This window comes from Streptomyces sp. NPDC047072 (assembly GCF_040643855.1).
Taxonomy (GTDB): Bacteria; Actinomycetota; Actinomycetes; order Streptomycetales; family Streptomycetaceae; genus Streptomyces.
The window spans coordinates 1-24471 of sequence record NZ_JBEYVC010000118.1; the positions used below are offsets into that span (position 1 = coordinate 1).

The following is a 24471-nucleotide window of genomic DNA, read 5'->3' on the forward strand; positions in this document are numbered from 1 at the left end:
CGGCGGCCGGGCTGATCTGTCGGGGGAAGACATGGATTGCGTCCTCAATCCTTGAGTAACGGCCATGCGAACCGGTTCGACCTCGCCGAAAGTCGCGGTCGGTCATCCCTGGGGATCTTCCTGTCGAACCGGTTCGGCAAGCTAGCACCGGCTTATCCGGCGGGCAATCCCCCCGACACAAGGAACTCTTCCTTCCGCCGGAGGTGTTGACAGCCGCCGGGACGCTTCCTACCGTCACTTCACGCGAACCGGTTCGACAGCCGGCTCTCGCCCCTCGCCCAGCAAGGAGTCGCCGTGAACATCGGTGAGATCGCCCGGCGGGCCGGTGTCTCCCGCAGCACCGTGTCCTACGCGCTGAGCGGCAAGCGCCCGGTCTCGGACGACACCCGCCGCAAGATCCAGCAGGTCATCGACGAACTGGGCTACCGCCCCAACGCGAGCGCCCGCGCCCTGGCCAACGGCCGGACCAGCACGATCGGTCTGGTCTTCCCGCCGGCCGGCACCCACTACACGGGCATGCAGCTGGACTTCATCGGCAGCGTGGTCGAGGCGGCCGCCGCCCACGACTACGACGTGCTGCTGTCACCCAGCGGCATGGACAGCGACCGTTCCTTCCAGCGGCTGCTGGGGGAGCGGCGGGTCGACGGCGCGATCCTGATGGAGATCAGACTGGAGGACGACCGGGCCGACCACCTGGCCGCCCTCGACTTCCCCGCCGTCGCCATCGGACGCACCGCCAACGCCGAGAACTCCTGGTGGGTCGGCCTGGACCACACCGCGCTCGCGGCGGCGTGCGTCCACCACCTGGCGGACCTCGGCCACAGCCGGATCGCCTTCGTCAACCGCCCCGAACAACTCCTGCGCAGCGGCTACGAGTCCGCGCACCGCGGCCTCGACGGCTTCACCAAGGCCGCGGCCGAACGCGGGCTCACCGTCCGGACGTACTGCTGCGGCGACGACCCCGCCGCCGGCCAGGTCTGTGTGGAGCAGATCCTGCACGACGACCCGGCCACCACCGCCCTGGTCACCCTCAACGAGGCCGCGCTCGGGGGCCTCTACCGGGGGCTCGCCCAGGCGGGCCGCCATGTGCCGCGCGACTTCTCCGTCACCGGGGTCGTGGCCGGCCGCTGGGCCGAGACGGTCACCCCGCAGCTCACCGCCGCGGACGTCCCGGCCGAGGAACTGGGCCGCCGCGCCGTCGACCTGCTCGTGGAACGGCTCGACAACCCCGACGCTCCGCCCCGCCACCACCTCCTGACCCCGCCGATCTCGCTGCGGGGCAGCACAGGGCCCGCCACGGCCCGCTGACCCTCGACTCCGTTCTCGCCGGGGCGCCTTGGGCCTGATCTCCGGGCCCGGCACGGCTCCCCGCCCCTGACCGCCGTACCTCTGACTCCGCCACGGCTGCCCGGCCAAGCCTCCAGGGCGCCGTTCGGCGTGCCCACCCTCACCCGTCCCGTGTCCGCGCACGCGACCCGCCTCCCGCCTCCCGCGACCCCGTGCCTCGGCACCGGCATGCCCGAAACAAAGGAACCCGCGATGAACAGCTCCTCCAGACAGCGCCGTCTGACCGCCGCCGCCCTCACCGCCCTGGCCGTCGCGGTCAGCGCCACCGCCTGCTCCTCCGGCTCGGGCGGCAGCGGCACCGAGGGCGCCGCGGACGGCACGTACACCGTCTGGGACCCCTACCCGCAGTTCGCCAAGGGCTCCGCCTGGACGACCCTGCTCGACAAGTGCGGCACCGAAGCCGGCGTGAAGGTCAAGCGCACCGGCTTCGACACCGGCGACCTCGCCAACAAGACGCTGCTCGCCGCCCAGCAGGGCAACTCCCCGGACATCCTGATCGTCGACAACCCGGTCGTCTCCACCCTCGCCGAGGCGGGCGTGCTCACCACCACCGCCGAGAACAAGCTCGACACCTCCAAGGTCGACCCCAACCTGCTCGCGGCAGGACAGTCCGGCGGCAAGACCTACGGCACCCCGATCGGCGCCAACACCCTCGCCCTGTACTACAACAAGGACGTCCTGAAGGCGGCCGGCGTGGACGTCGCCTCGATCAAGGACTGGAACTCCCTGACGGCGGCCCTCGCGAAGGTCAAGAAGGCCGGCAAGAAGGGCATCACCTTCTCCGCGATCGGCACCGAGGAAGGCAGCTTCCAATTCCTGCCTTGGTACTGGGGATCCGGCGCCCAGCTCACCCAACTCGACTCCACGCAGGGCGTGTCCGCGCTCACGCTGTGGAAGGAGTGGCTCTCCGACGGCTACGCCCCCAACTCCGTCCTCAACAACACCCAGACCACCAGCTGGCAGGAGTTCGCGAGCGGCGACTACGCCTTCGCCGAGAACGGCACGTGGCAGCTCGCCAACGCCGAGAAGGCCGGATTCCCGTACGGCGTCCTGCCGATCCCCGGCGCCACCGGCGGCTCCGCCCCCGCCCCGACCGGCGGCGAGTTCGTCACCCTCCCCGTCCAGGACGACACCGCCCGCTACCCCACCTCCCAGAAGCTGGCCACCTGCCTGACCAGCACCGCGAACCTCTTCGACACCGACAACACGCTCTCCTACGTGGCCCCCACCGCGGAGGTCCAGGACAAGCAGGTCGCCGCGAACGCCGCGCTCAAGCCGTGGGTGGCGGCGGTCAAGTCCGCCAAGGGACGCACCAGCGACGACCTCGGCACCAAGTACCCGAAGATCTCCGAGCAGCTGTGGAAGGCCGTCCAGTCCGCCCTCAGCGGCTCCAAGTCCCCCAAGGACGCGCTGACTTCGGCGCAGTCCGCGGCCAAGTGACATGGGAGCGACGAAGCAGACGACCCGCCCGCCGGATCACCGGTCCGCGCGGGCCCCGGTCGCCCCGCCGCCGGCCGAGGGCCGCAGGCGCTCCCCGCAGTGGGCCGCCTGGGCCTTCCTCGCCCCGGTGACCCTCTACCTCGCCCTCTTCTACGCCTACCCGCTGTACCGCAACCTCGACCTGAGCCTGCGCAACTACACCGTGCGCTCCTTCGTCCACGGCGACGCGCCCTTCACGGGCCTGAAGAACTACCGGACCGTCCTCGACGACCCGACCTTCGCCCCGGCCCTGCTGCACACCGTGGTCTTCACCGTCGTGTCCCTGGTCTTCCAGTACGCCATCGGCCTGGCCCTCGCGGTCTTCTTCCACCAGAACTTCCGGCTCTCCGCGACCCTGCGCGCCCTGTTCCTGGTGCCCTGGCTGCTGCCGCTCATCGTGTCGGCCTCCACCTGGTCGTGGATGCTCAACAGCGACTCCGGCATCGTCAACTCCCTGCTGAGCGGCCTCGGTTTCGACCCGGTGAACTGGCTGACCTCGCCGACCTGGTCCCTCGCCTCGGTGATCATCGCGAACATCTGGATCGGCGTGCCGTTCAACCTCGTCGTGCTCTACAGCGGCCTCCAGTCCATCCCCGGCAGCCTGTACGAGGCGGCCGCGCTCGACGGCGCGAACGCCTGGCAGCGGTTCTGGAGCATCACCTTCCCGCTGCTGCGCCCGGTGTCCGCGATCACCCTGCTGCTCGGCCTGATCTACACCCTCAAGGTCTTCGACATCATCTGGATCATGACCAAGGGCGGCCCGGCCGACTCCTCGACCACCTTCGCCACCTGGTCCTACCAGCTCGGCTTCGGCAACCTCCTGCCCGCCTTCGGACCGGGAGCCGCCGTCGGCAACCTGCTGGTGGTCGCCGCCCTGGTCTTCGGCCTGGTGTACGTCCGGGTCCAGCGGAAGCAGGCGCTGTCATGAGCCGACGTTTCAAGACCGCCGTCGGCCTGCTGCTGACCGGGATCATGCTCTTCCCGGTCTACTGGATGGTCAACGTGTCCTTCACCCGCGACCAGGACATGCGCAAGAGCCCACAGGACCTCTTCCCCACCCACGGCACCCTCGCCGGCTACCGCACGGTCCTCGACGAGCAGCTGCCCTACCTCGGCACCAGCCTCGTCATCGGCCTCGGCACCGTCGTCCTCACCGTGGCGCTGGCCGCGCCCGCCGGCTACGCGCTCGCCAAGCTGCGCCCGCGCGGCGGCGGACTGCTCAGCTTCCTGCTCCTGGCCGCCCAGATGATCCCCGGCATCATCATGGCGATGGGCTTCTACGCCATCTACCTGCAACTCGGCCTGCTCCAGTCCGTGCCCGGCCTGATCGTCGCCGACTCGACCCTGGCCGTGCCCTTCGCGGTGCTGATCTTCACGGCGTTCATGTCCGGCATCCCGGGCGAGCTGATCCAGGCCGCCCAGGTGGACGGGGCGAGGGCGCTGCGGACCTTCTGGTCGGTCGTCCTGCCGATGAGCCGCAACGCCGTCGTCACGGTGTCGCTGTTCGCGTTCCTGTGGTCCTGGTCGGACTTCGTCTTCGCCAGCACCCTGGTCAACGGCGGTGCGCACGAACCGATCACGCTCGGCATCTACCACTACATCGGCAACAACAACCAGGAGTGGAACGCCATCATGGCGACCGCGGTGGTGGCCTCGCTGCCGGCCGCGGTCATCCTCGTCCTCGCCCAGCGCTATGTCGCCGCGGGCGTGACCGCGGGCGCGGTCAAGGACTGAGTCTCATCAACTCCCCGCTTGAGAAACGAGTGTCCCCACATGACCGCCGCCCCCTCCGGCCCGGCCTTCTCCGTCCACGACATCCCGTTCAGCACCTACGGATCCTGGTTCGACATCTCACCCGTGATCGCGGAGAAGACGTACGCCGAGGACCTCCACCTCGTCTCGCACCAGAACGGCATGCACGGCGTCCTGCGCCTGGTTCCCCTCGAACCGACGGGTGGCGAGCGGGCCGAGACCCGCGTGGAGGCGATACCGGGCCTGCTCCGCTGGGTGGGCGAGAGCGGCCTGGTGGAACTCGTCTACGAGACACCCGACACCGTACGACTGCGGGGCCGCGGCCTGGACTTCGGCGTGTTCGCCGCCGCGCACACCCTGACGCCGTTCAGCGGGACCTACTTCTTCCACGACCCGGCGGCGGACGGGCACGTCTTCACCTCGTACGAGACCGGCCGCCGCTACCGCGTCACCGTGCTGTCCGGCACTCTCGCCCGCATCGCCGGGGCTCAGGCACTCGGTAGCGCTGAGCGCGGTGTTGCCGTGACTTCGCAGGATGGCGACTGGGAGATCGTGATCGAGGAACTCGACACCTCCCGCCCGCCCTATGCGTCCTCGGCGGCCTTCGACGACGTGGTGGCGGCCGCGCGGGGCGCCTTCACCGACTTCGTCGACGCGGTGGCCCCCTGGCGCTCGGACGCCACCCCGGCCGCCGAACTCGCCGCCTACGTCGTCTGGTCGGCGACCGTGGCGGCGAAGGGTCTGGTCACCCGGCCCGGCGTGCTGATGTCCAAGCACTGGATGGACAAGGTCTGGAGCTGGGACCACTGCTTCAACGCCCTCGCCCTCGCGCCGGGTTGCCCCGAACTGGCCCGCGACCAGTTCCATCTGCCCTTCGACCACCAGGACGACAGTGGAGCTCTGCCGGACTCGGTCACCCACTCCGAGGTCCTCTACAACTTCGTCAAGCCGCCCATCCACGGCTGGGCCTACGGCCACCTCCGCCGCAGACTCCCGACCCCGCTCAGCGGGAGCGAACTGACCGCCGTATACGCGCGGTTGGAGCGCTGGACCGACTTCTGGCTCACCGCCCGCCGCGCCCCCGGCGCCGATCTGCCCCACTACCAGCACGGCAACGACAGCGGATGGGACAACGCCACCACCTTCGACCCCGAACGCGTCGTCGTCACCGCCGACCTGTCCGCCTTCCTCGCCCTCCAGCTCCACCAACTCGCCGAGCTGGCAGGGGAGTTGGGAAAGCACGACGAGGCCGCCCGGTGGACCCGGACGGCCGAGGAGATCCAGGCGGCCCTGCTCGACCAGCTCTGGACCGGCGACAGGTTCGTCGCCCGCTCGGCCTCGACAGGGGAGACCTGGAGCAGCGCCAGCCTCCTCGACCTGATGCCCATCGCGCTGGGCGAGCACCTGCCCGCCGAGGTCGGCAGCGCCCTCGCCGACCACATCAAGGCCCACCTCACCCCGTACGGCCTCGCCACCGAACTGCCCACCTCCCCGGACTACTTGGCCGACGGCTACTGGCGCGGCCCGATCTGGGCCCCCGCCACGGTCCTCGTCGAGGACGGCCTGCGCCGCGCGGGGCACCTCCGGCTGGCGGACGACATCAGCGCCCGCTTCCGCGCCCTGTGCGAGACCCACGGCTTCGCCGAGAACTTCGACGCCCTCACCGGCACCGGTCTGCGCGACCGCGCCTACACCTGGACCGCGAGCAGCTACCTCCTGCTGGCCGAGGCACACACGCACCGAGAGGGCAACTGACGAAACTCCGGGGCCGGGTCCGGCCCCGGTTCCTCCGGGCCGGCGGCGCCCAGCCCCACAGCGGCAAGTGCGTCGACGTCAGCAACGTCTCCACGACGGTTGGCGCACTGGTCCACCAAGACGAACCAGATCTGGCGGCTCGCCGTAAAGAGCTGACCCCGAGCGTGGCCGTACGGTGAACTGCCGTACGGCCACGTGCCGTTCAGGCGCCCGGGTGCAGTCCGAGCCAGCCGGGCGTCGGGTCGCCCTTGACCTCGCCGAAGTACAGGGCGAAGGTCTGCTTCAGCTGCTCGACCTTCGCGCGGTCCTCCATGAAGCGGGGGAAGCCGTCCACGTTGGCGTTCGGGTACTGCCAGACCGGCTTCAGCCCCGTGGGCGCGGCTACGTCCGTCCGTACGGACCAGCTGCTGGAGGTCTGGCGTTCGGTGGAGATCTGCCAGTTCAGATAGAGCTTGGCCGCCGTCGGGTTCGCGGCCTTCCTGAGGATCGCGATCCGCTGACCCCACGCCATGAACGGGTGTCCGTCGGGCATGCCCATGACGATGCCGGTGGTGGCCGTCGGGCTGGCGCCCGTGCCGACACCCACGATCGCCGTCTTGTTGTTGATCGCGGTGCTGGGCGAGAAGGAACCGCGGGCGAACTGCGGCTGCTGCGCGGCGAGCGCGGCCACCCAGTCCCAGCCGTACTTCTCCACGTAGAGGGAGTACAGGTAGAGGGCCGCGTCGTCGTCGTGCGGGTAGGAAGAGGCGATCTTGCCCTTCCAGCGCGGGTCGACGAGGTCGAGCGGGGTCCGCGGCGCGTTCGCACCGGCCGCCGCCGAGTCGTAGACGTAGCTGAAGGCGATGACCGCTCCGGCCACCCAGGCGCCGTCCGCGTCACGGAACCTCTTGTACAGCTTGCCGAATCCGGCGGGCTTGTAATGCAGGAGCTGCCCCTGGCGCTTCCAGCGGGTGAAGTCCTGGAGGGTCTGGAGCTGGACGACGTCCGGCACCAGGGTGTCGGTGGCGAGCTGGTTGTCGACGCGGACGTCGTGGTACTTGCTGTAGTCCACGATCAACTGGAGGTCGATCTCCGGGAACCGGGCCTTGAAGGCGGCTCGCGCGTTCGCGCCGCTGCCCGAGTTCGCGAGGTCGCCGCCCGCGTAGACGACGAGCTTGCCGCCCTCCGCGAGAGCGTCCTGGTACAGCTCGTCCAGAGTGCGGGTCTCTTCGGCCCCGTGCGACGCGGCCGTGGGGGTGGAGGCGGAAGCCGGCGACGCGGTCACACCGAGCGTGCCGAGACCGAGCGCGGCACCTGCTCCGGTGGTCAGCAGACGGCGGCGGCTGGGAAGGCTGGTCACTGGGAAAGCCCTTTCCATGTGGGGGTGAAGAGGCTCTGAGCAATTTCGCCGGAGGGAACATTACCTGCTTCGTCAGATAAAATTCTTGGCGGGTTACCGGGTGTGATGGGGCTCTCGTGCGGCTGACTCGCCGGCCTCGACCACGACGATCCGGTTCGCCAGGGCGGCCGTGTCCGGGTCGTGGGTGATGAGGACCAGGGACAGGTCGGTCCGCTCCCGGAGCAGGTCCGTGAGGATGCCGAGGATCCCGCGCCGGGTGACCGTGTCGAGACCCGAGGTGATCTCGTCGCAGATCAGGACGCGCGGGTGGGCCAGCAGGGCGCGGGCGAGGGCGGCGCGCTGGAGTTCACCGCCGGAGAGCTGTCCCGGCCGACGAAGGACCAGCTCCTCGGGGAGGCCGAGGGAGGCGAGTGTGGTCAGGGCTTCCCGTGTCGCCTCTGCGGACTCGACGCCGCGCAATCGGACCGCCGTGCGCGCGACCTGGTCCAGCACCGGGCGGTGTTCGTCGAAGGCGGCCCGTGCGTCCTGGAAGACGTACTGCACGGCCGCCAGTTGGGCGCGGTCCCGGTCGCGCAGGCTGCGTGGGAGCGGTGTGCCGTCGAGGAGGACGTCTCCCTCGTAGAAGCGGTGGAGTCCGGCGAGACAGCGCGCGAGGGTCGTCTTCCCGCTGCCGGACCGGCCCACCACGGCCAGGCATTCGCCCGCACGCAGGTCCAGTTCGGGGACGCGCACGGTCGTGCCGCCGGTGCGGTGACGGGCGGCCAGCGCGCGAACTCGCAGGAGTGTGGGGCCGGTTCCCTCGGGCGTCGTGAACTCCGGTTGCCCGCCCAGTAGTTCACGGGTCCACCCGTGCCGGGGCGCACGCCATACACGTTCCGCCGGCCCCGACTCGACGACCCGGCCGGCCCGCATGACCAGTACCTCGTCGGCCAACGCCCGTACGACGTCCAGGTCATGGCTCAGGAGGACGACAGCGATCCCTCGTGCACGGAGAGCCGCCAGCTGGTCGACGATACGGCTCTTGGTCAGGGTGTCCTGACCCGTGGTGGGTTCGTCGGCCACGATCACCCGGGCGCCGAGCAGCAGGGCCTGAGCGAGCACGACCCGTTGCTGCTGGCCGCCGGAGAGCTGGTGCGGGTAGCGGTGCAACAGCGTCTCGGCATCGGGGAGTTGGGCGTCGGCCATGGCCCGCACCACACGCTCGCGCACCGCCGCTCGGCGACGGGCCCACGGCAGGTCGCGTACCTGGGCGCGGGCGATGTCCGTCAGGAGCGCGGACACGCGGCGCGCGGGGTTGAGGACGGCGGCCGGATGCTGGGGGATGTAGCCGACCGGCCCGCGGGCTGAGCGATGCACCTCTCCGGTCACCCGGGCGCCCGGCGGGAACTCGCCCAGCAGAGCGAGACCGGTGGTGGTCTTGCCGCTGCCGGACGCCCCGACCAGCGCGGTGACCCTGCCCGGGCGCACCCGGAGACTCACGCCGTCGACGATCGCCCGTCCGCCGACCTCGACCCGCAGGTCACGGACCTCGACCACGGGGTCCTGCTCATCGCTCACCGACGTGCTTCCTTCGCTGTACGGCCCCTGACCGCCCCGCTCTGGTCCAGCGCGGCGTCGAAGAGGAGGTTGGTGCCCGTCGTCAGGGCGACGATCAGCAGCGCGGGGACCACGACCGCCCACGGCTGGACGAACAGGCCTGTGCGGTTGCGGTCCACCATGACCGCCCAGTCGGCGGCGTCCGGCGCGACCCCCACCCCGAGGAACGCGGCCGTGGCGACCAGGTACAACACCCCCGTCAGCCGGATCCCGGCATCGGCGGCCAGCGTGCGCAGGATGGACCGGCCGACGTAGCCCACGGCCGTCCGCCACCAGGTCTCGCCCTGCATGCGCAGCGCCTCGACCGCGGGACGCGCGGCGACCTCGGCGGCGGCCGCGCGCACGAGCCGCGCCGCGTCGGGCACGTTCACCAGCGCGACCAGCAGGGCGAGGCCCACGGCGCCGGGCGAGAACACGGTCGCGGCGAGCAGGATCAGCAGCAGCGACGGCACCGCGAGCAGCACGTCCAGGGGCCGCATCAACAGCTCCTCCAGCCCGCGGTGCCGGGTGAGCGCGGCGGCCAGACCGACCGGGAGCGCGACCAGATACGACAGCGCGGTCGCCGCGAGCGCGGTCAGCACGACCGGTCGCCCGCCGTGCAGCACCTGCCGCCACACGTCCCGGCCCACGAAGTCCGTCCCGAGCCAGTGGCCGTCACCGAGCGTGAAGGACACCGTGCGCGGCCCCGGTTCGCCCGCGAACACCGGTCCCAGCAGGGCGAGTACGAGGGGTACGGCGACGATGACGACACCGAAGGCGAAGCGTCCGTTCCTCACGCGGCCACCCCCGCCCGGGGCGCGAACCGGTACGCGACGAGATCCGCCCCCAGATTCAGTACGACGGTCAGCACGCCGAACACCACGGCCAGCCCCTGCACCACCGGCACGTCCCGTTCGGCCACCGCGTTGAGCAGGACCGTGCCGAGCCCCGGGATCACATAGAGGGCCTCCACGACGATGACACCGCACAGCAACCAGTCGACGGTACGGGCGAGTTGCTGCGCGGCGGGGGCCAGCGCGTTCGGCAGCGCGTGGGTGTACCGGATCCGGGCGCCCGGGATGCCGTAGCGGCGCGCCTGGGCGACGTACGGGGAGGCGAGGGCGTCGATCATGCCGGCCCGCACCAGGCGGGTCAGCGAACAGACCGGGCGGGACAGCAGGACCAGCACGGGCAGCACCAGGGCCGCCGGATGACCGAGCAGATCGGTGCCGTAGCCGACGGCGGTCGGCGGCAGCCAGCCGAGCCGCAGCGCGAGGACGGTCACCAGCAGGACCCCCAGGGCGAATTCGGGCACCGCGTACACGGCGAGCGTGACCGAGCTGATCAGCCGGTCGGCGAGACGGCCCTCGTGACGGGCAGCCAGCACGCCGAGGCCGAAGCCGACCGGGACGAGCAGGACGAGGGTGAGCGAGGCCAGGAGCAGGGTCGGACCGAAGCCGTCCGCGATGTACCGCGCCACCGGGCGCCCCGAGGTCAGGGAGGTGTCCAGATCGCCCCGGAGCAGGCCCGCAGCCCAGTCCAGGAGCCGTTCGGGAGCCGGCCGGTCGAGGTGCAGGGACTCGCGGATGGCCGCGATCCGGGCGGGGTCCGGCTGGTCGCCGGCGAGGGCGACGGCCGCGTCGCCCGGCAGCGCCTCGGTGAGCGCGAAGACCAGCAGCACCACGGCCACGGTCTGCATGACACCGAGGAGCAGCCGCCGGGCGACGAAGGAGCGCAGACCGCTGTCCGTCACGCCAGCCAGACCTTGTCGAACCGGGCCCAGTCGAGCGTGTTGGCGGGCGCCTCGGCCTCAACGCCCCGTAGGTTCTTGGCCGTTCCAAGGATCCAGTCCGCGAACCCCCAGATCAGGAAGCCGCCCTCGGCGTACAGTCGCCGCTGCATCCGCTCGTAGACGGCGGCCCGCTCGGTCCTGTCGCGGGTGGACTGCGCCTGCTGGTACAGGGCGTCGAAGTCCTTGTGCCGCCACTGGGTGGCGTTGGTCGTCGAGTCGGTGAGCAGGCGCTGGGAGATGTGCGCCTCGATGGGCATGGCGCCGGAGCGGTAGCAGGACAGAGTGCCGCCGTCGAGGATGTCGGCCCAGTAGGAGTCCTTGCTGCCCATCTTCACCTCGACGGTGACGCCGGCCTTGGCCGCCTGGTCGCGGAAGATGCTCGCGGCCTCGGTGAAACCGGCGGCGACCGCCGAGGTGTCCAGGGTGACCTTCAGGTGCTCCGCACCGGCCTGCTTGAGCAGCGCCCGCGCCCTGCCGAGATCCTGCGTGCGCTGGGGGAGCCCGTCGGCGTAGTACTCGTACCCCTTGCCGAACAGGTCGTTGCCGACGACCCCCGCTCCCGACAGGGCGCCGTCGACGAGTTCCTCGCGGTCGGCGATCAGGAAGAACGCCTGGCGGACCCGCTTGTCGTCGAAGGGCGGCCGGTCCGTCTTCATGCAGAACGCCTGCATGGCGCTGTTCCGTAGCCGCACGATCTCGATCTGCCCCTTGCCCTCGTAGGCGCGGGCGGTGGTCGGGTTCAGCTCGTGCGCGTACTCCACCTGGCCGCCGAGGAGGGCGTTGACGCGGGCCGACTCCTCGTTGGCGACGACGAATTCGAGCTCGTCGAGGTGCGGGGCGCCCTCCCAGTAGTCGTCGAAGCGACGGAAGACTGCGGAGCGGCCGGGCGCGAAGGAGACGAACCGGAACGGCCCCGAGCCGACCGGCTTCCGGTCGAAGTCGGTGGCCTCGTCCGGGACGATGTACGCCCCGAACGCGGCCAGCACGTTGGGGAATTCGGCGGTGGGCCGCTTGAGGACGAACTCGATCGACCGCTGCCCGGTGGCACGGCTGGCGTCGAGGTCGATGGGCTCCAGGGACGCCTTGGCGCGGAATGTCTTGGCGGGGTCGGCGATCCGCCGGTAGCTGTAGAGGACGTCCGCCGCGGTGACGGGCCTGCCGTCGTGGAAGGTGGCCTCGCGCAGGGTGACCTGCCAGCGGTCGAGGGTCTTGTTCGACTCCCACTTCGCGGCCAGCCGGGGCTGCGCGGAGAGGTCGGCGCCGTAGTCGGCGAGCTTGTCGTAGAGCGCCTTGGCGCGGGCCGCGTCGGCGAAGAGGTTGGCCAGATGCGGGTCGAGGGTCTCGCTCGCACCGCCGCCCGCGAAGGCGGCCCGCAGCCGCCCACCGCTCTTCGGGGCACCGCCGCCCTTCGCGTCGGAACCGCCGGTGCCACAGCCGGCGAGGGCGAGCGCGCCCAGCGAGGTGGCGGCGAGGAAACCGCGTCGGCGCAGGCCGGGGTGACGTTCGTCGTTCATGGAAGTCCCTTGAAATGGTCGGTCAGAAAGTGGAGTTGAGCCGCGCGACGACATGCAGCCGGTCCGCGTCCGTCGTACTTCCGGGCAACAGCCCGTCCCGCCACGCCGGTTCGGTACGCGGCCCGGGCCCGTCATGGAGTTCGAGGACCTCGAAGCCGTGCGCGGCCAGCAGATGCCGTAGCTCCTGCGGGAACAGCAGCCGCCACGCGGAGCGCTGCTCGACCGGCGCCGAGCTGTCCGTGGCCCATACCCGCGTCCGGCGCAGGAGTTGGGCCGTACGGTCCACGGTGAGCGTGGTCGTGGACCGGTAAGTGACGCCCTGCCACGTGAAGTTGTTGACGGTGGGCGTGTCGAGGAGGTCCGTACTGCCCAGGAAGTACGCCCCGTTGCGCATCTCCGCCACCAACAGCCCACCCGGAGCGAGGGACTTGCGGCAGGACTCCAGGAACCCGTCCAGCTGGTCGTTGGTGTGGCAGTACAGCAGGGCGCTGTCGAGGCAGACGACGGCGTCGACCACCCCCAGGTCGAATCCGTGCAGGTCGGCATGGACGTACGCGGGGCCGGGATGGTGCGTGCGGGCGTACCCGAGCATCTCCGAGGAGAGGTCCGCGCCGGTGACCTCGCGGCCGGCGGAGTGCAGGTGGGCGGCGTCGCGCCCGGTGCCGCAGCCCATGTCGAGGACGCGCGACCCGGCGCCGTGGCGGCGCAGGCAGTCCTCCGCCCAGCGCCCGGCCAGTCGGTCGGGGTCGGGGAAGCGGGCCTCGTACAGCGCGGGGTTGTCGGTGAGGAGATTGCGCATGCCGGATCCCTCCTCAGACCGTCGCCGGTACGGCGGGCTTCGGCCCCGTGGGCAGCGACCCGAGCCGGTGCAGCCAGGCCACGCCCAGCGCGGAGGCGAGCCCGAACAGAGCGCAGCACGCCCACGGCAGCCAGTCGGCGTCGCCCCGCTCTCCGGCGTCCATGGCCCAGCCGACGACGGTGTTGCCGACGGCGGCCGCGATCCCGGAGACGACGTAGAAGATCCCGAAGTAGGTGCCGGTCAGCTCGGAGCGGCCGAAGCCGGGGATCAGCTCCATCACGAAGGGCTGGGCGACCATCACCCCGACGTAGAGCAGCAGGGCGCCGACCAGGACGGGCAGCGCGCGCAGCACCGCGTTGCCGGAGGAACCCGCGACCAGGGCGGGCGGCAGGAACGCCACCGCCATCAGGCCGAGGCCGGTCGCGATCCAACGCGCCCTGTTTCCCCGCTCCTTGAGGGCACGCGTGATGCGCAGTTGGAGCGCCAGGTTGGCGAGCGTGCCGACGAGGAAGACCAGTCCGGCGGCACCGTCCCAGCCGGTCGCCTCCCGGGCACCGTCCGGCAGCAGCAGGTAGAGCTGGTTCTCCAGGGTGAACATGCCGACCATGGCCAGCGCGAAGGCGAGGAAGGCCCGGTTGCCCACCACCTCGCGCCAGTCCCCGAGCACCGTGCCCCTGCTCGGCTCGACCGCGCGGGCCGGCAGCACCAGGGCCTGTGCGACGGTGAGGACCGCGAAGATCGCGGCGGCGGTCAGCGCGGACGTCCGGAAGTCCACGAACAGCAGCGCGCTGCCGAGCAGCGGGCCGATCAGGGCGCCGGTGGTGGCGAAGACGTTGAACAGCGCGAACGCCTCCGCCTTCCGGTCCGCGGACTCCTGCGCGATGTAGGTGCGCACGGCCGGGTTGAAGAGTGCCCCGGCGAGCCCGCTGAGCACCGACGCGGCCAGCAGGACGGCCAGACTGTCCCCGAGCGCGAACAGCGCGAACCCGACGGTCCGCAGGGCACAGCCCGCGATGATGACCCCGCGCGCACCGAGCCGGTCGGAGGCCGAGCCGCCGATGATGAACAGCCCCTGCTGGCTGAGGTTGCGCACCCCGAGGACGATCCCGACGACGGCCGCCGACATGCCCAGGTTGTCGGTGAGGTGGGTCGCGAGGTAGGGGATCAGCAGATAGAAGCCGATGTTGACGCCCAGCTGGTTGACCAGCAGCAGCCGGACGGCGGCCGGGAAGCGCCGCATCTCACGCCACGTCCTCACGCGCCACCACCTCCTGAACTCCGAGGCCGGGCAGGTCACTTGCGCGGACGATCCCGTCCGCGCCGCCGATCCCGGTCCACGGGTCGTGGGCGAGCAGCAGATGCCCGTCGAGGTCGGCCCAGCATGCCCGGTCGGCGAGATGGACGGCGGGCGCGAGCCCCAGGCTGCTGGCGGTGAGGCAGCCCAGCATCAACTCCGTGCCGCTGCCCTCGATCGCCTCGGCGATCCGCAGCGCCGCACGCACCCCGCCGCACTTGGCGAGCTTGACGTTGACGCCCTGCACCCGCCCGGCCAGCCGGCGCACGTCGTCGAGGCCCACGGCGTCCTCGTCGGCGATGATCGGCAAGGGGGAACGTTCCGCCAGCGCCCCGAGCGCCTCCGGATCCCCGGGCGCGAGCGGCTGCTCGACGGCCTCGACACCGAGGCCGGCGAACCGGGGGAGCAGGGCTTCGGCCTGCGCCACGCTCCAGGCGCCGTTGGGGTCGAGCAACAGGCGGGCCCGGGGAGCGGCGTCCCGGATCACCCGTACCCGCTCCACGTCGTCCTCCGGATCGGGCGCGCCCGCCTTCACCTTGACGACCTCGAACCCGCTCGCCACGAGCCGACGGGCCTGCTCCGCCGCACGGGCGAGCGAGGTGATCCCGATGGTCCGGGCGGTGACCGCGACGGGGGCGCGACGGCCGCCGAGCAGGCGGTACACGGGTGTGCCCGCCCGCTTTCCGACGAGATCGAGCAGCGCGGCCTCGACGGCGGCGGTGACGGCAGATGGGACGGACGTCAACTCCCTGGATTCCAGGGCGCTTTCGGGATCGGGGAAACGGGCGAGGCGCTCACCTTCCGCCGTCAGGAGCCGCCCCAAGGTCGGGGCATCGAGCCCGTAGTACACGCTGCTGACGGCCTCGCCGTGGCCGACGACCCCGTCGTGCTCGACGGACAGCCACACGGCGTCGCGGGCGGACATGGTGGAGCGGGAGATGCGCAACGGCTCGGCGAGGGCGAGGCGTACGGTGCGCAGGCTGGCCTTCACGGGGTCCTTTCCGGATGGGGTACGGCCTTCAGGGGGTCGGTCACGCGGGTGCAGCGCACCCAGCCGGTGGCCTCCGCCGCGTGCGGGTGCGGTATCTCGACCGGGCGGGTGGCCGCGGCGGCCGGGTCGAGGCCGTGCGCGGCGGCGAAGTCGTCGTCGTAGACGGTGCCGAGGTAGCGGTGCGGGCCGTCCGGGAAGACGGTCGCGACGACCGCGCCGGGATGGACACGGGCGGCCCAGGCGGCGACCCGGGCGGCCGCTCCCGTGCTCCAGCCGCCGCTGACGAAGCTGCCCCGCGCGAGCCGACGGCAGCTGTCGACCGCCTCGGCGGGCCCGACCCAGTGCACCTCGTCGAAGGCGTCGTGGACCACGTTGCGCGGATGGATGCTGCTGCCCAGGCCGCGCATCAACCGTGGCCGGGCGGGCTGGCCGAAGATGGTCGAGCCGGTCGAGTCGACGCCGATCAGCCGCAGCGCGGGCCACCGCCTGCGCAACGGCCCGATGATGCCCGCGCTGTGTCCGCCGGTACCGACGCTGCACACCAGGATGTCCAAGTGGTCCAGCCGGTCGACGAGTTCGGCGGCGAGGGAGGCGTAACCGGCGCTGTTGTCGGGGTTGTTGTACTGGTCCGGCCAGTACGCGTCGGGCAGCAGGGCGAGCAGCTCCCGCAGCCGGGCGAGCCGTGCCGCCTGCCAGCCGCCGAGGGGCGCCGGGCGGTCCACGATCTCCAGCCGCACACCGTGAGCCCGCAGCAACTGGCGCATGGACGGCTCCAGTTCGCTGTCGCCGACCAGCACGACCGGATGGCCGAGGGCCTGCCCGGCGAAGGCGAGCCCGATACCGAGCGTCCCGGAGGTGGACTCCACCACCGGTGCCCCTGGCCGCAGTTCACCGCGTCCCCGGGCGCCCAGCAGCATCGACACGGCCGCCCGCGCCTTCATGCCACCCGCCGCGAGCCCTTCGAGCTTGGCCCAGAACCCGGGCTGCGGACCGGGCAGGTCGGCGGTCACCCGGACCAGGGGAGTGCGGCCGAGCAGAGTGAGCAACTCCGGGCGCGCGAGGGGCCGTACGGCCGCCGTGGTCATCGGACGGCCTCCGGGCGGGGGCCGCCGTAACGGTGGATGACGCCCGGCCCGCCGTCCAGCCAGAAGAAGGGGTACGGCTCCGCGCACACCGCGCTCACCCCGTGGCCGAGGAAGCGGGGCAGGACGGCGCTGCCCGTCTGCGAGAACATCACCAGCTGCTTGCCGGACGTCAGCGCGTGCCGCCGTAGCGCCTCGAAGGTGCCGTTGCCGAGCGTCATCCCGGACACCAGCAGGGCGTCACAGCGGCCGGCCTCGGCGAGCGCGTCGGTGACGACCGGCTCGCCCCACTCGGTCAGGCCGCCCTTGAGGTCGCAGGGCACATAGCGCAGACCGCGTGAACGCAGCGCTTCCAGGAGGGAGTTGACGACTCCGACGACCAGCACGGTCGCGCCCGGCGCGAGGTCCAGCAGTTCGACGACCGCCTTCGCCCGGGCTGTGGACTTCTCCAGCGATGTCCCGGCGGCCAGCGGGACGGGCCGCGCGCCGTTCTCGGGCGTGTGCGGGGTGATGTGCATCAAGTAGGCGTCCAGCGCGGCCACTTGCACGGGCGGCAGCGGGTGGTCCAGCAGCTCGGCCACCGAGGCGCCCACGCACTCCTCGACCGCGTGATCGGGGAGGGCTCCCGGCTCGACGGCACAGGAGCCGACGGCTCGGCCCAGGCGCAGGCTGAGGACCTCGTTGCGGTAGCCCGTCCCGCGGCCGGCGTGCCGTACCGCCTGCCGGGTGGTGAAGGCCACGGCGATGCGCCGGGTCGCGGGATCGGGGCCCAGCTCGCCCGCGCGGACGCGGGTCAGGAGTTCCTCGTAGGTGGATATGTCGGTGAGGGCGGTCATCGGATCACCAGCCCGGACCGCACCTGGTCGAGCAGCTCCTCGACACGGCCGCGGGCGCGCAGCCCTTCGGAGTCGCCCGCCATGACGTGCCCGAGGTACTCGTTGTTGCTGCCCGCCGCCTTCACCTGTCGGCCCTGCGAGGCGAGCTGCACCTCCAACACGCCTTCGGACAGATGGAGTTCGGCACCCGGCAGCGCTTCGAGCGTCCCGGACGTCTCGGGAACGAGGAAGCCGATGGCCGCGCTCCGCAGCCCGGTCTCACCGCCCCGCAGATCGGGTTCGCGGCCGAGGGACACCTCGACGAAGGCCGCGGCCAGGTCGATGCCGGTGACATGGCGGACCAGTTCGGTGATGCGGTTCCCGGCGGGGCGGGGGTTGACCTCGACCACGCGCGGACCGGCCGAGGTCAGCTTGATCTCGGTGTGCGCCACCACGCCCTCCGTCAGACCGAGCGCCTTGAGCGCGGCGAGCGCGGTCTGCTCGGCCGCCTCGCTGTCCGCGGTGGCGAGGTCGGCCGGGAACATGTGCCCGGTCTCGATGAACGCGGGCGCCCCGCCGATGCTCTTGTCGGTCACACCCACGACGTGCACCGCGCCCGCGTGCGACACGGTCTCGACGCTCACCTCCGGGCCGTCCAGCAGCTCCTCCAGAAGGACGGCGGGCTGCCGTCGCTGGCCCCGGGCATTGACCGGGAAGTCGCCCAATGCCCGTACCGCAGCGGCAAGTTGCTCCTCGTCGTCGACCCGCCGTACGAACATCCCCGCGCACAGGTCGACGGGCTTGATCACCAGTGGGTAGCCGATCTCCGCGGCCGCCCGGGCGAGGTCGGCCCACTCCTCGTGCACGGCGAAACGCGGTCCCGGTACTCCCGCGTCGGCGAGGACCCGGCGGGTGGCGTCCTTGCGGCAGGCGTTCTCGACCGCCTCCGGGGCCGAGCCCGGCAGCCCCAGATGTCCGGCGATCCGGGCCACCGTCGGCAGGTAGTAGTCGCAGGAGGTGAGCACGCCGTCGAAGCGCAGCACCTCGTGGAGCCGCTCGATCCGCGGCACCAGGGTGTCGAGGTCGTTGGTGTCCGCGGTGATCACGTTGCGGGCGCCGAGCAGCGGGTGCGCCGTCCCCTCGGGGGCCGAGCGGAGGTAGTGGTGCAGGTCGCGGGTGAGGAACGTGAACTCGTGTCCGCCCTCCCGGATCGACCGTGGCAGCAGCCTGCTCATCGACCCGACCCAGCTCTCGACCATCAACAGATGAGCCACAACTCCCCTTTTCGTGCGGTCCGTTCAGGCGTCAGGGCAGCCCGGAGAAGCCCTCGGGAGGGCGGGGCCGGGCATTGCGCTCGCTCACGTTATCGATAATCATTTTCATTTACCAGTCCCTTACCGGGCCCTCGCCCGGCCTCTTGCCGATCCCGACCGGAGAGATCCTTGTCCCGTCCCCGCGCCCTGCTGTGCGCACTCGTCACCGCCACCGCGCTGCTCCCGGCGCCCCCCGCCCAAGCCGCTACTCAAGCCGCCGACCCGGCACCGAGCCTCCGCTTCGGCGCCTGCCCCGCCTCCGTGCCGAAGCCCGCGGCCCCCGACCGCGTCGAGTGCGCGCGGATCAGCGTCCCGCTCGACTGGGACGACCCCCGCGGCCCGCGCATCGAGGTCGCCGTCTCCCGCGTCCCCGCCACCGGCACCCCGGCCGAGCACCGCGGCGCCCTGCTGGTGAACCCCGGCGGCCCGGGCGGCTCGGGCCTGCCCTACGCGGTCACCAAGCGCGCCAAGCTCCCGGAGAGCGTGCGCCGCGCCTACGACGTCATCGGCTTCGATCCGCGCGGTGTCGGACAGAGCACTCCGGCCGACTGCGGCGCGATGGGCGGTCTCTTCGACAGCCCGGGCACCGACCCGGTCCCGGTCGGACCGACGGCGGAACGGGCGTACCTGGCTTCCCTGCATGCGATGGCCGACGACTGCGCGACGAGCGCGGGCGCCCTCCTGCCGTACCTCTCGACGGAACAGACCGTCCGGGACATGGACGCGATCCGCGCGGCTCTCGGCGAGCCCAGGACGAACTTCCTCGGCGTCTCCTACGGCACCTACCTCGGCGCGGCCTACGCCGCCCGCTTCCCGCACCGCACCGGCCGCATGGTCCTCGACAGCGTCGTCGGCCCCTGGGACTGGTACACGTTCGACGTCGTCCAGAGCCGCGCGCTGCTGCGGCAGCGGGACACCTTCTTCGCCTGGACGGCCGCCCACGCCGACCGCTTCGGCCTGGGCGACAGCGCTACGGCCGTACGGCGGGCGTACCTGCGCGTCCGCGCCGGACTCGCCGCACAGCCGGTCGCCGGCTTCGGCCCCGCTGAGTTCGACCGTGCCGTGTACCGCGCGCTCGGCCGCACCGAACGCTGGGCGGGGCTGGCCGACGGCCTACGGGCCTACGTCCGCGACGGCGGTGTGGACCGCCTGAAGCCCGCGTCCGCCTTCGACAGCCCCGAGTCACGCACCTACGAGGCCGCCAACCGGATCGTCAAGTGCGCCGACTCCCTCGCTCAGACGCCCGCCCGGATCCTGGCGGACATCCGCACCACCCGCAGACTCGACGCCCAACCGGTCCTGACCGGCATGGAGGCCTCCACCTGCGCCTACTGGCACCACCGCCCCGCCCGCAACACCCCGCTCGGCAGCCCCTACGCCCCGCCGCTGCTCCTCGTGGCCTCGGCCCACGACCCCGTCACCCCCGTCGAAGGGGCACACCAACTGCGCCGCCTGCTGCCCGGCTCCCGGCTGGTCACCCTCGACCACGACTACTCCCACGGCGTGTTCGCCAGCCGGGGCAACGCCTGTGTGGACGAGGCGGCGGCCGCCTATCTCGTCGACGGGGTGGTGCCGACGGCCGATCTGCGCTGTGCGGGGCCCGGGCTGCCGACGGTGTCCTGACGGGCCGGGTCGCCCGAGTCGCGGAGCGCGGGGGTCCGGAGGACGATCGAAGCAGAGGCCGGGCACCGGACGTCGGGCCGCCGGAATCCGGTGGCGATCCCCGATCGGGAGGCGTGGGCATGCGCGTGCGAGACAGCTCGGGACCACTGCGGGCGCAGGCGATCGCGGGGACGTATGTCGTCGTCCTCGGCTTCGACCACGACCGGGCGGCCATGGACGGTGTACTCGGCTTCGCCGTCGAGCGGTTCGACCACACCGAGGGGCGACACCGCTGGCTGGACAACCGACTTCGGTTCCCTGAGGCGAGGCACCGCTGGGGCTCCAACTGGAATCCGTTCCAGACCTTCGCCTGGGGCGACTACCGGGCCAAGCCCGGACACACCTACACCTACCGTGTCCACACGATGACGGGCGAGCCGGGGGAGGAGCTGACCCCGGTCTCGACCGTCGAACTTCGGGTGCGGACCGAGGAACCGGGCGTCCACGGCGTCTGGTTCAACCGGGGCGTCTACGCCTCCCAGGCATACGCCGAGCGCTTCAAGAACCGGCACCCCCGTGACGTCCCCAACCGCGAGGCGTGGCGGTGGCTTTCACGCGGACTGGAGGAGGCCCTGCTCGGCTTCATCGGCACGGCGGTCGGCGACCGCCAGCAACTCCGGGGTGCTTTCTACGAGTTCGAGTACCTGCCGGTCCTCCAGGCGTTCCGCGTCGCGGCGGACACCGGCGCGGACGTCCGACTCGTGGTGTACGACCACCCGGACAACCGGGACGCGGTGGCCGCCGCCGGGATCGACGACCTGGTCGTCACCTGGCGGGCCAAGGCGCAGATACCCCACAACAAGTTCGTCGTGGCCGCCCGGGACGGCGTGCCCCGGGCGGTCTGGACCGGATCGACCAACATCACCGAGAACGGCATCTTCGGCCAGTCGAACGTCGGCCACACCGTCACCGACCCGTCGATCGCCGAGCGGTACGCCGACTACTGGACCCAGCTCCTCCCGGACCCCACCCCCGGCACCCTCAACAACTGGGTGGACGAGCACGATCCGCTGCCCGACCCCTGGCCCGAGGGCATCTCCGTGGTGTTCAGCCCGCACACGAGGACCACGGCACAGGACCGCTACGCCGAACTCTTCGGCTCCGCCCAGGAGTTGGTGTGCGTGACGTTCCCGTTCAAGTTCGACCCACGCTTCGCCGGACTGCTCCCGGGCGACCACACAGCCCTCAGATGGCTGCTGTTCGAGGACGCGCATGTCGCCGACGCGCACCGGGAGCTGGTCACCGATCCCGACACCGAGCTGGTGGCCTGCGGTCTGGTGGAGGAGGGCGGTATGGCCGGCTGGGCGGCCGAACACGACAACCCCTTCTCCCACAACATCGAGTACCTGCACACGAAGTACCTGCTGGCCGACCCGCTCGGCGACGACCCGGTCGTGGTCACCGGGTCGGCCAACTTCAGCAACCCGTCGGCCAACAAGAACGACGAGAACATGCTGGTCATACGCGGTGACCACGGCCTGGCGGAGACCTACTTCACGGAGTTCCACCGCCTGTTCAACCACCACCGCTTCCGCGACGCGCTCCGCCTCGCCGCACACCAGCCGACCCCGGGTCCCGAGACAGGAGTCGACGCGCCCGTCCCGCTCACCCCGGCGCGGTGGTGGGACAAGTACTACGACGAACCGGCACGGGACCACCAACGGCGGCTACTGGCGGGCGTTCTCTGACACGTCCATGGACTCACATCGGCACCGGCGCATGCCCCTCCTCGCGCTGCGGCGGCTTCGGCGCGGGGTGGGCGCGGCTCAGCGCCTCGCCCTCCACGTCGAGGTGCGGCAGGATCCGGTCCAGCCAGCGGGGCAGCCACGCCACCTTGTCGCCGAGGAGGGCGAGGACACCCGGGACGAAGGCCATGCGGACGACGAACGCGTCGAACAGGACGGCCACCGCGAGCCCGAAGCCGATCATCTTGATCATGGAGTCGTCGGCGGTGACGAAACCGGCGAACACCGCGATCATGATGAGCGCGGCCGCGGCCACCACCCGGGCGCTGTACCGGAACCCGGTGGTGATGGACTCGCCGGCGCCCTGCCCGTGGACGTACGCCTCACGGATCCGGGAGACCAGGAACACCTCGTAGTCCATGGCGAGACCGAAGACGATGCCCACCAGGAAGATCGGCATCATGCTCATCACCGGCCCGGTCGCCTCGACCCCGATCAGCGAGGCACCCCAGCCCCACTGGAAGACCGCGACCACACAGCCGAGCGCGGCGAGCACCGAGAGCAGGAAGCCGAGCGCCGCCTTCAGCGGGATGAAGATCGACCGGAACACCATCAGCAGCAGCACCACGGCCAGGCCCACCACCACGATCAGGTAGGGAATCAGGGCCCGTTGGACCTTCTGGGCGACGTCGATGTTCAGCGCGGTCGTGCCGGTCACCTCGAATGTCGCCCCGGTACCGGCCACGGTCGCCGCGCGCTCGTCACGGATCGTGTGGACGAGGTCCTCGGTCTTCTTGTCGGTGGGCGCGTCGGCCGGCACCGCGGTGAAGACGGCGGTGTCGCCCGCGGCGTTGAAGCGGGCCGCGCCGACCGAGACGACACCCGGTGTGGCCCCGATCTTCTTCTCGATCGCCGCGACGGCAGCCTTCGGATCATCGGCGCCCTTCGCGTCCACGACGACGGTCAGCGGACCGTTGAAGCCGGGGCCGAACCCGGCGGCGAGGTCGTCGTAGGCCCGCCGTTCGGTGGTGGAGGTGGGCTTGGCCTCGTCCCCGGGCATGCCCAACTGCAGGCTGAGCACGGGGATCGCGAGCACGATGAGGACCACCATCGCGCTGAACCGCACGGGGAAGGGATGCCGCTGCACGAACTCCGCCCAGCGGCTGCCCCGGTTGCCCAGCACACCCTGCACCCGGCGGCCGGTCAGCCGGTAGCGGCGGGAGAGGACGGCCCGCGGCCAGAAGCCGATCAGGGCCGGGACCAGCGTCAGACACACCAGGACGGCGATCACGACCGCACCGGCCGCGCACAGGCCCATCTTGGTGAGCATGGGGATGCCGACGACCGACAGTCCCACGAGCGCGATCACCACGGTGAGCCCCGCGAAGACCACCGCCGAGCCCGCCGTGCCGACGGCCAGCCCGGCCGCCTCGCGCTCGGGGTGTCCGTTGGCCCGCTCCTCGCGGTAGCGCGAGACCACGAACAGGGCGTAGTCGATACCGCAGGCAAGGCCCAGCATCGTGGCCAGCGTGCCGGTCGTCGAGGACAGGCCGAACGTGGTGGCCAGCGCGGTGATCGCGGTCATGCTGATGCCGACGCCGAGCACCGCCGTCAGCAGCGGCAGCCCGGCCGCGGCCATCGACCCGAAGGTCACCAGCAGCACCACGGCCGCGACCAGGATGCCGATCACCTCGCCCAGGCCGCCCGCCTCGGGTGTGCTCGCCAGCGCGGTGCCGCCCATCTCGACGGTCAGCCCCGCGTCCCGGGCCGACCGGGCCGCGTCCCGCAGGGTGTTCTTCGCCGCGTCGGTGAGCTGGTCGGCCACCACGGTGTAGGTGACGGACGCGTACGCGGTGGAGCCGTCCTTGCTCACCGCCTGCGCCTGGAACGGACCGACGGCCGAGGCGACCTGCTGTCCGTCCGCGGCCTCGGCCACCGCCTTGTCGATGGCCGCCCGGTTGGCGGCCGAGGTGACCTTCTCGCCGGAGGGCGCCACGAACACCATCCGCGCGGTCGCGCCGTCGGCCTGAGCACCCGGGAACCGCTCCTCCATCAGGTCGAACGCCCGCTGCGCCTCGATGCCCGGCATGGTGAACGTGCTGTCGGGCCCCTCGGACGCCTTGGCGGACGCGAAGCCGAGCGCGCCGAGCACCACGACCCACAGGACGGTCACGTACCAGCGGCGCAGGAAGGCGAAGGACCCCAGACGGAACAGCAGCGAAGCCATCGATCCGCACTCCTCACGATCGGCCCCCTTTGGTGATCAAAGTGTGGGGC

Annotated in this window: 19 protein-coding genes; 7 read left to right on the forward strand and 12 right to left on the reverse strand. The window is 71.6% G+C overall.

Going from position 1 to position 24471, the window contains the following annotated elements:
* The first annotated feature begins 294 nt into the window (after positions 1-294).
* The 5 genes from ABZ896_RS35900 to ABZ896_RS35920 all read left to right on the forward strand — a co-directional run bounded on the left by ABZ896_RS35900 (position 295) and on the right by ABZ896_RS35920 (position 6333).
* Positions 295-1308: a LacI family DNA-binding transcriptional regulator gene (locus ABZ896_RS35900; protein WP_360938485.1), complete on the forward strand. Its 1014-nt coding sequence runs from the start codon at positions 295-297 to the stop codon at positions 1306-1308.
* 231 nt (positions 1309-1539) lie between these two features.
* Positions 1540-2787 (forward strand): extracellular solute-binding protein, encoded by a 1248-nt coding sequence (locus ABZ896_RS35905; RefSeq protein ID WP_360938488.1) that lies wholly within the window; start codon positions 1540-1542, stop codon positions 2785-2787.
* Position 2788: 1 nt separating this feature from the next.
* Positions 2789-3754 (forward strand): sugar ABC transporter permease, encoded by a 966-nt coding sequence (locus ABZ896_RS35910; protein ID WP_360938491.1) that lies wholly within the window; start codon positions 2789-2791, stop codon positions 3752-3754.
* Positions 3751-4560 carry a carbohydrate ABC transporter permease gene (locus ABZ896_RS35915; RefSeq protein ID WP_360938494.1) on the forward strand — a complete coding sequence of 270 codons (810 nt, stop codon included), beginning with the start codon at positions 3751-3753 and terminating at the stop codon, positions 4558-4560. The genes ABZ896_RS35910 and ABZ896_RS35915 overlap by 4 nt, the downstream gene beginning before the upstream one ends.
* Positions 4561-4599: 39 nt before the next feature.
* A complete protein-coding gene (locus tag ABZ896_RS35920; protein ID WP_360938497.1) occupies positions 4600-6333 on the forward strand; it encodes a trehalase family glycosidase in 1734 nt (577 codons plus the stop codon).
* Between the two features lie 202 nt (positions 6334-6535).
* Here the strand turns inward: ABZ896_RS35920 and ABZ896_RS35925 are convergent, their stop codons facing one another.
* From ABZ896_RS35925 to ABZ896_RS35975, 11 genes are all read right to left on the reverse strand, one after another.
* A complete protein-coding gene (locus ABZ896_RS35925; RefSeq protein ID WP_360938500.1) occupies positions 6536-7672 on the reverse strand; it encodes an ABC transporter substrate-binding protein in 1137 nt (378 codons plus the stop codon).
* A gap of 93 nt (positions 7673-7765) precedes the next feature.
* The gene (locus tag ABZ896_RS35930) at positions 7766-9229 is read right to left on the reverse strand and encodes an ATP-binding cassette domain-containing protein (RefSeq protein WP_360938503.1); all 1464 of its coding nucleotides are present in this window, start codon (positions 9227-9229) and stop codon (positions 7766-7768) included.
* A complete protein-coding gene (locus tag ABZ896_RS35935) occupies positions 9226-10044 on the reverse strand; it encodes an ABC transporter permease subunit (protein ID WP_360938506.1) in 819 nt (272 codons plus the stop codon). The genes ABZ896_RS35930 and ABZ896_RS35935 overlap by 4 nt, the downstream gene beginning before the upstream one ends.
* A complete protein-coding gene (locus ABZ896_RS35940) occupies positions 10041-11000 on the reverse strand; it encodes an ABC transporter permease (RefSeq protein ID WP_360938509.1) in 960 nt (319 codons plus the stop codon). The genes ABZ896_RS35935 and ABZ896_RS35940 overlap by 4 nt, the downstream gene beginning before the upstream one ends.
* Entirely contained in the window at positions 10997-12553 is a 1557-nt protein-coding gene (locus tag ABZ896_RS35945) for an ABC transporter substrate-binding protein (protein WP_360938512.1), read from the reverse strand. Before ABZ896_RS35945 ends, ABZ896_RS35940 begins: the two co-directional genes overlap by 4 nt.
* A 22-nt stretch (positions 12554-12575) precedes the next feature.
* Complete coding sequence (locus tag ABZ896_RS35950) at positions 12576-13352, reverse strand: class I SAM-dependent methyltransferase (protein WP_360938515.1); 777 nt, start codon at positions 13350-13352, stop codon at positions 12576-12578.
* Positions 13353-13365: 13 nt separating this feature from the next.
* Positions 13366-14610: an MFS transporter gene (locus tag ABZ896_RS35955; protein ID WP_360938518.1), complete on the reverse strand. Its 1245-nt coding sequence runs from the start codon at positions 14608-14610 to the stop codon at positions 13366-13368.
* Positions 14594-15637: a dipeptide epimerase gene (locus tag ABZ896_RS35960; RefSeq protein ID WP_360938521.1), complete on the reverse strand. Its 1044-nt coding sequence runs from the start codon at positions 15635-15637 to the stop codon at positions 14594-14596. The genes ABZ896_RS35955 and ABZ896_RS35960 overlap by 17 nt, the downstream gene beginning before the upstream one ends.
* Positions 15634-16722, reverse strand: coding sequence for a pyridoxal-phosphate dependent enzyme (locus ABZ896_RS35965; RefSeq protein WP_360938524.1), 1089 nt, complete (start codon positions 16720-16722; stop codon positions 15634-15636). Before ABZ896_RS35965 ends, ABZ896_RS35960 begins: the two co-directional genes overlap by 4 nt.
* Positions 16719-17555, reverse strand: coding sequence for a DUF364 domain-containing protein (locus ABZ896_RS35970; protein WP_360938527.1), 837 nt, complete (start codon positions 17553-17555; stop codon positions 16719-16721). Before ABZ896_RS35970 ends, ABZ896_RS35965 begins: the two co-directional genes overlap by 4 nt.
* Positions 17552-18808 carry an ATP-grasp domain-containing protein gene (locus ABZ896_RS35975; protein ID WP_360938530.1) on the reverse strand — a complete coding sequence of 419 codons (1257 nt, stop codon included), beginning with the start codon at positions 18806-18808 and terminating at the stop codon, positions 17552-17554. The genes ABZ896_RS35970 and ABZ896_RS35975 overlap by 4 nt, the downstream gene beginning before the upstream one ends.
* A gap of 168 nt (positions 18809-18976) precedes the next feature.
* Between ABZ896_RS35975 and ABZ896_RS35980 the strand changes: the two genes are divergently transcribed.
* Positions 18977-20470, forward strand: coding sequence for an alpha/beta fold hydrolase (locus tag ABZ896_RS35980; protein ID WP_360938532.1), 1494 nt, complete (start codon positions 18977-18979; stop codon positions 20468-20470).
* 119 nt (positions 20471-20589) lie between these two features.
* Positions 20590-22197: a phospholipase D-like domain-containing protein gene (locus tag ABZ896_RS35985; RefSeq protein ID WP_360938534.1), complete on the forward strand. Its 1608-nt coding sequence runs from the start codon at positions 20590-20592 to the stop codon at positions 22195-22197.
* A gap of 13 nt (positions 22198-22210) precedes the next feature.
* Here ABZ896_RS35985 and ABZ896_RS35990 read toward each other — a convergent pair whose 3' ends face one another.
* Positions 22211-24421: an MMPL family transporter gene (locus ABZ896_RS35990; protein WP_360938537.1), complete on the reverse strand. Its 2211-nt coding sequence runs from the start codon at positions 24419-24421 to the stop codon at positions 22211-22213.
* Positions 24422-24471 lie beyond the last annotated feature (50 nt).

Excerpts from the sequence above, each read along its gene's own strand:
- ABZ896_RS35915 (WP_360938494.1), top strand. The coding sequence starts at position 3,751 with ATGAGCCGACGTTTCAAGACCGCCGTCGGCCTGCTGCTGACCGGGATC.
- ABZ896_RS35920 (WP_360938497.1), top strand. The coding sequence starts at position 4,600 with ATGACCGCCGCCCCCTCCGGCCCGGCCTTCTCCGTCCACGACATCCCG.
- ABZ896_RS35910 (WP_360938491.1), top strand. The coding sequence starts at position 2,789 with ATGGGAGCGACGAAGCAGACGACCCGCCCGCCGGATCACCGGTCCGCG.
- ABZ896_RS35990 (WP_360938537.1), bottom strand. The coding sequence starts at position 24,421 with ATGGCTTCGCTGCTGTTCCGTCTGGGGTCCTTCGCCTTCCTGCGCCGC.
- ABZ896_RS35965 (WP_360938524.1), bottom strand. The coding sequence starts at position 16,722 with ATGACCACGGCGGCCGTACGGCCCCTCGCGCGCCCGGAGTTGCTCACT.
- ABZ896_RS35950 (WP_360938515.1), bottom strand. The coding sequence starts at position 13,352 with ATGCGCAATCTCCTCACCGACAACCCCGCGCTGTACGAGGCCCGCTTC.
- ABZ896_RS35905 (WP_360938488.1), top strand. The coding sequence starts at position 1,540 with ATGAACAGCTCCTCCAGACAGCGCCGTCTGACCGCCGCCGCCCTCACC.
- ABZ896_RS35970 (WP_360938527.1), bottom strand. The coding sequence starts at position 17,555 with ATGACCGCCCTCACCGACATATCCACCTACGAGGAACTCCTGACCCGC.
- ABZ896_RS35945 (WP_360938512.1), bottom strand. The coding sequence starts at position 12,553 with ATGAACGACGAACGTCACCCCGGCCTGCGCCGACGCGGTTTCCTCGCC.
- ABZ896_RS35985 (WP_360938534.1), top strand. The coding sequence starts at position 20,590 with ATGCGCGTGCGAGACAGCTCGGGACCACTGCGGGCGCAGGCGATCGCG.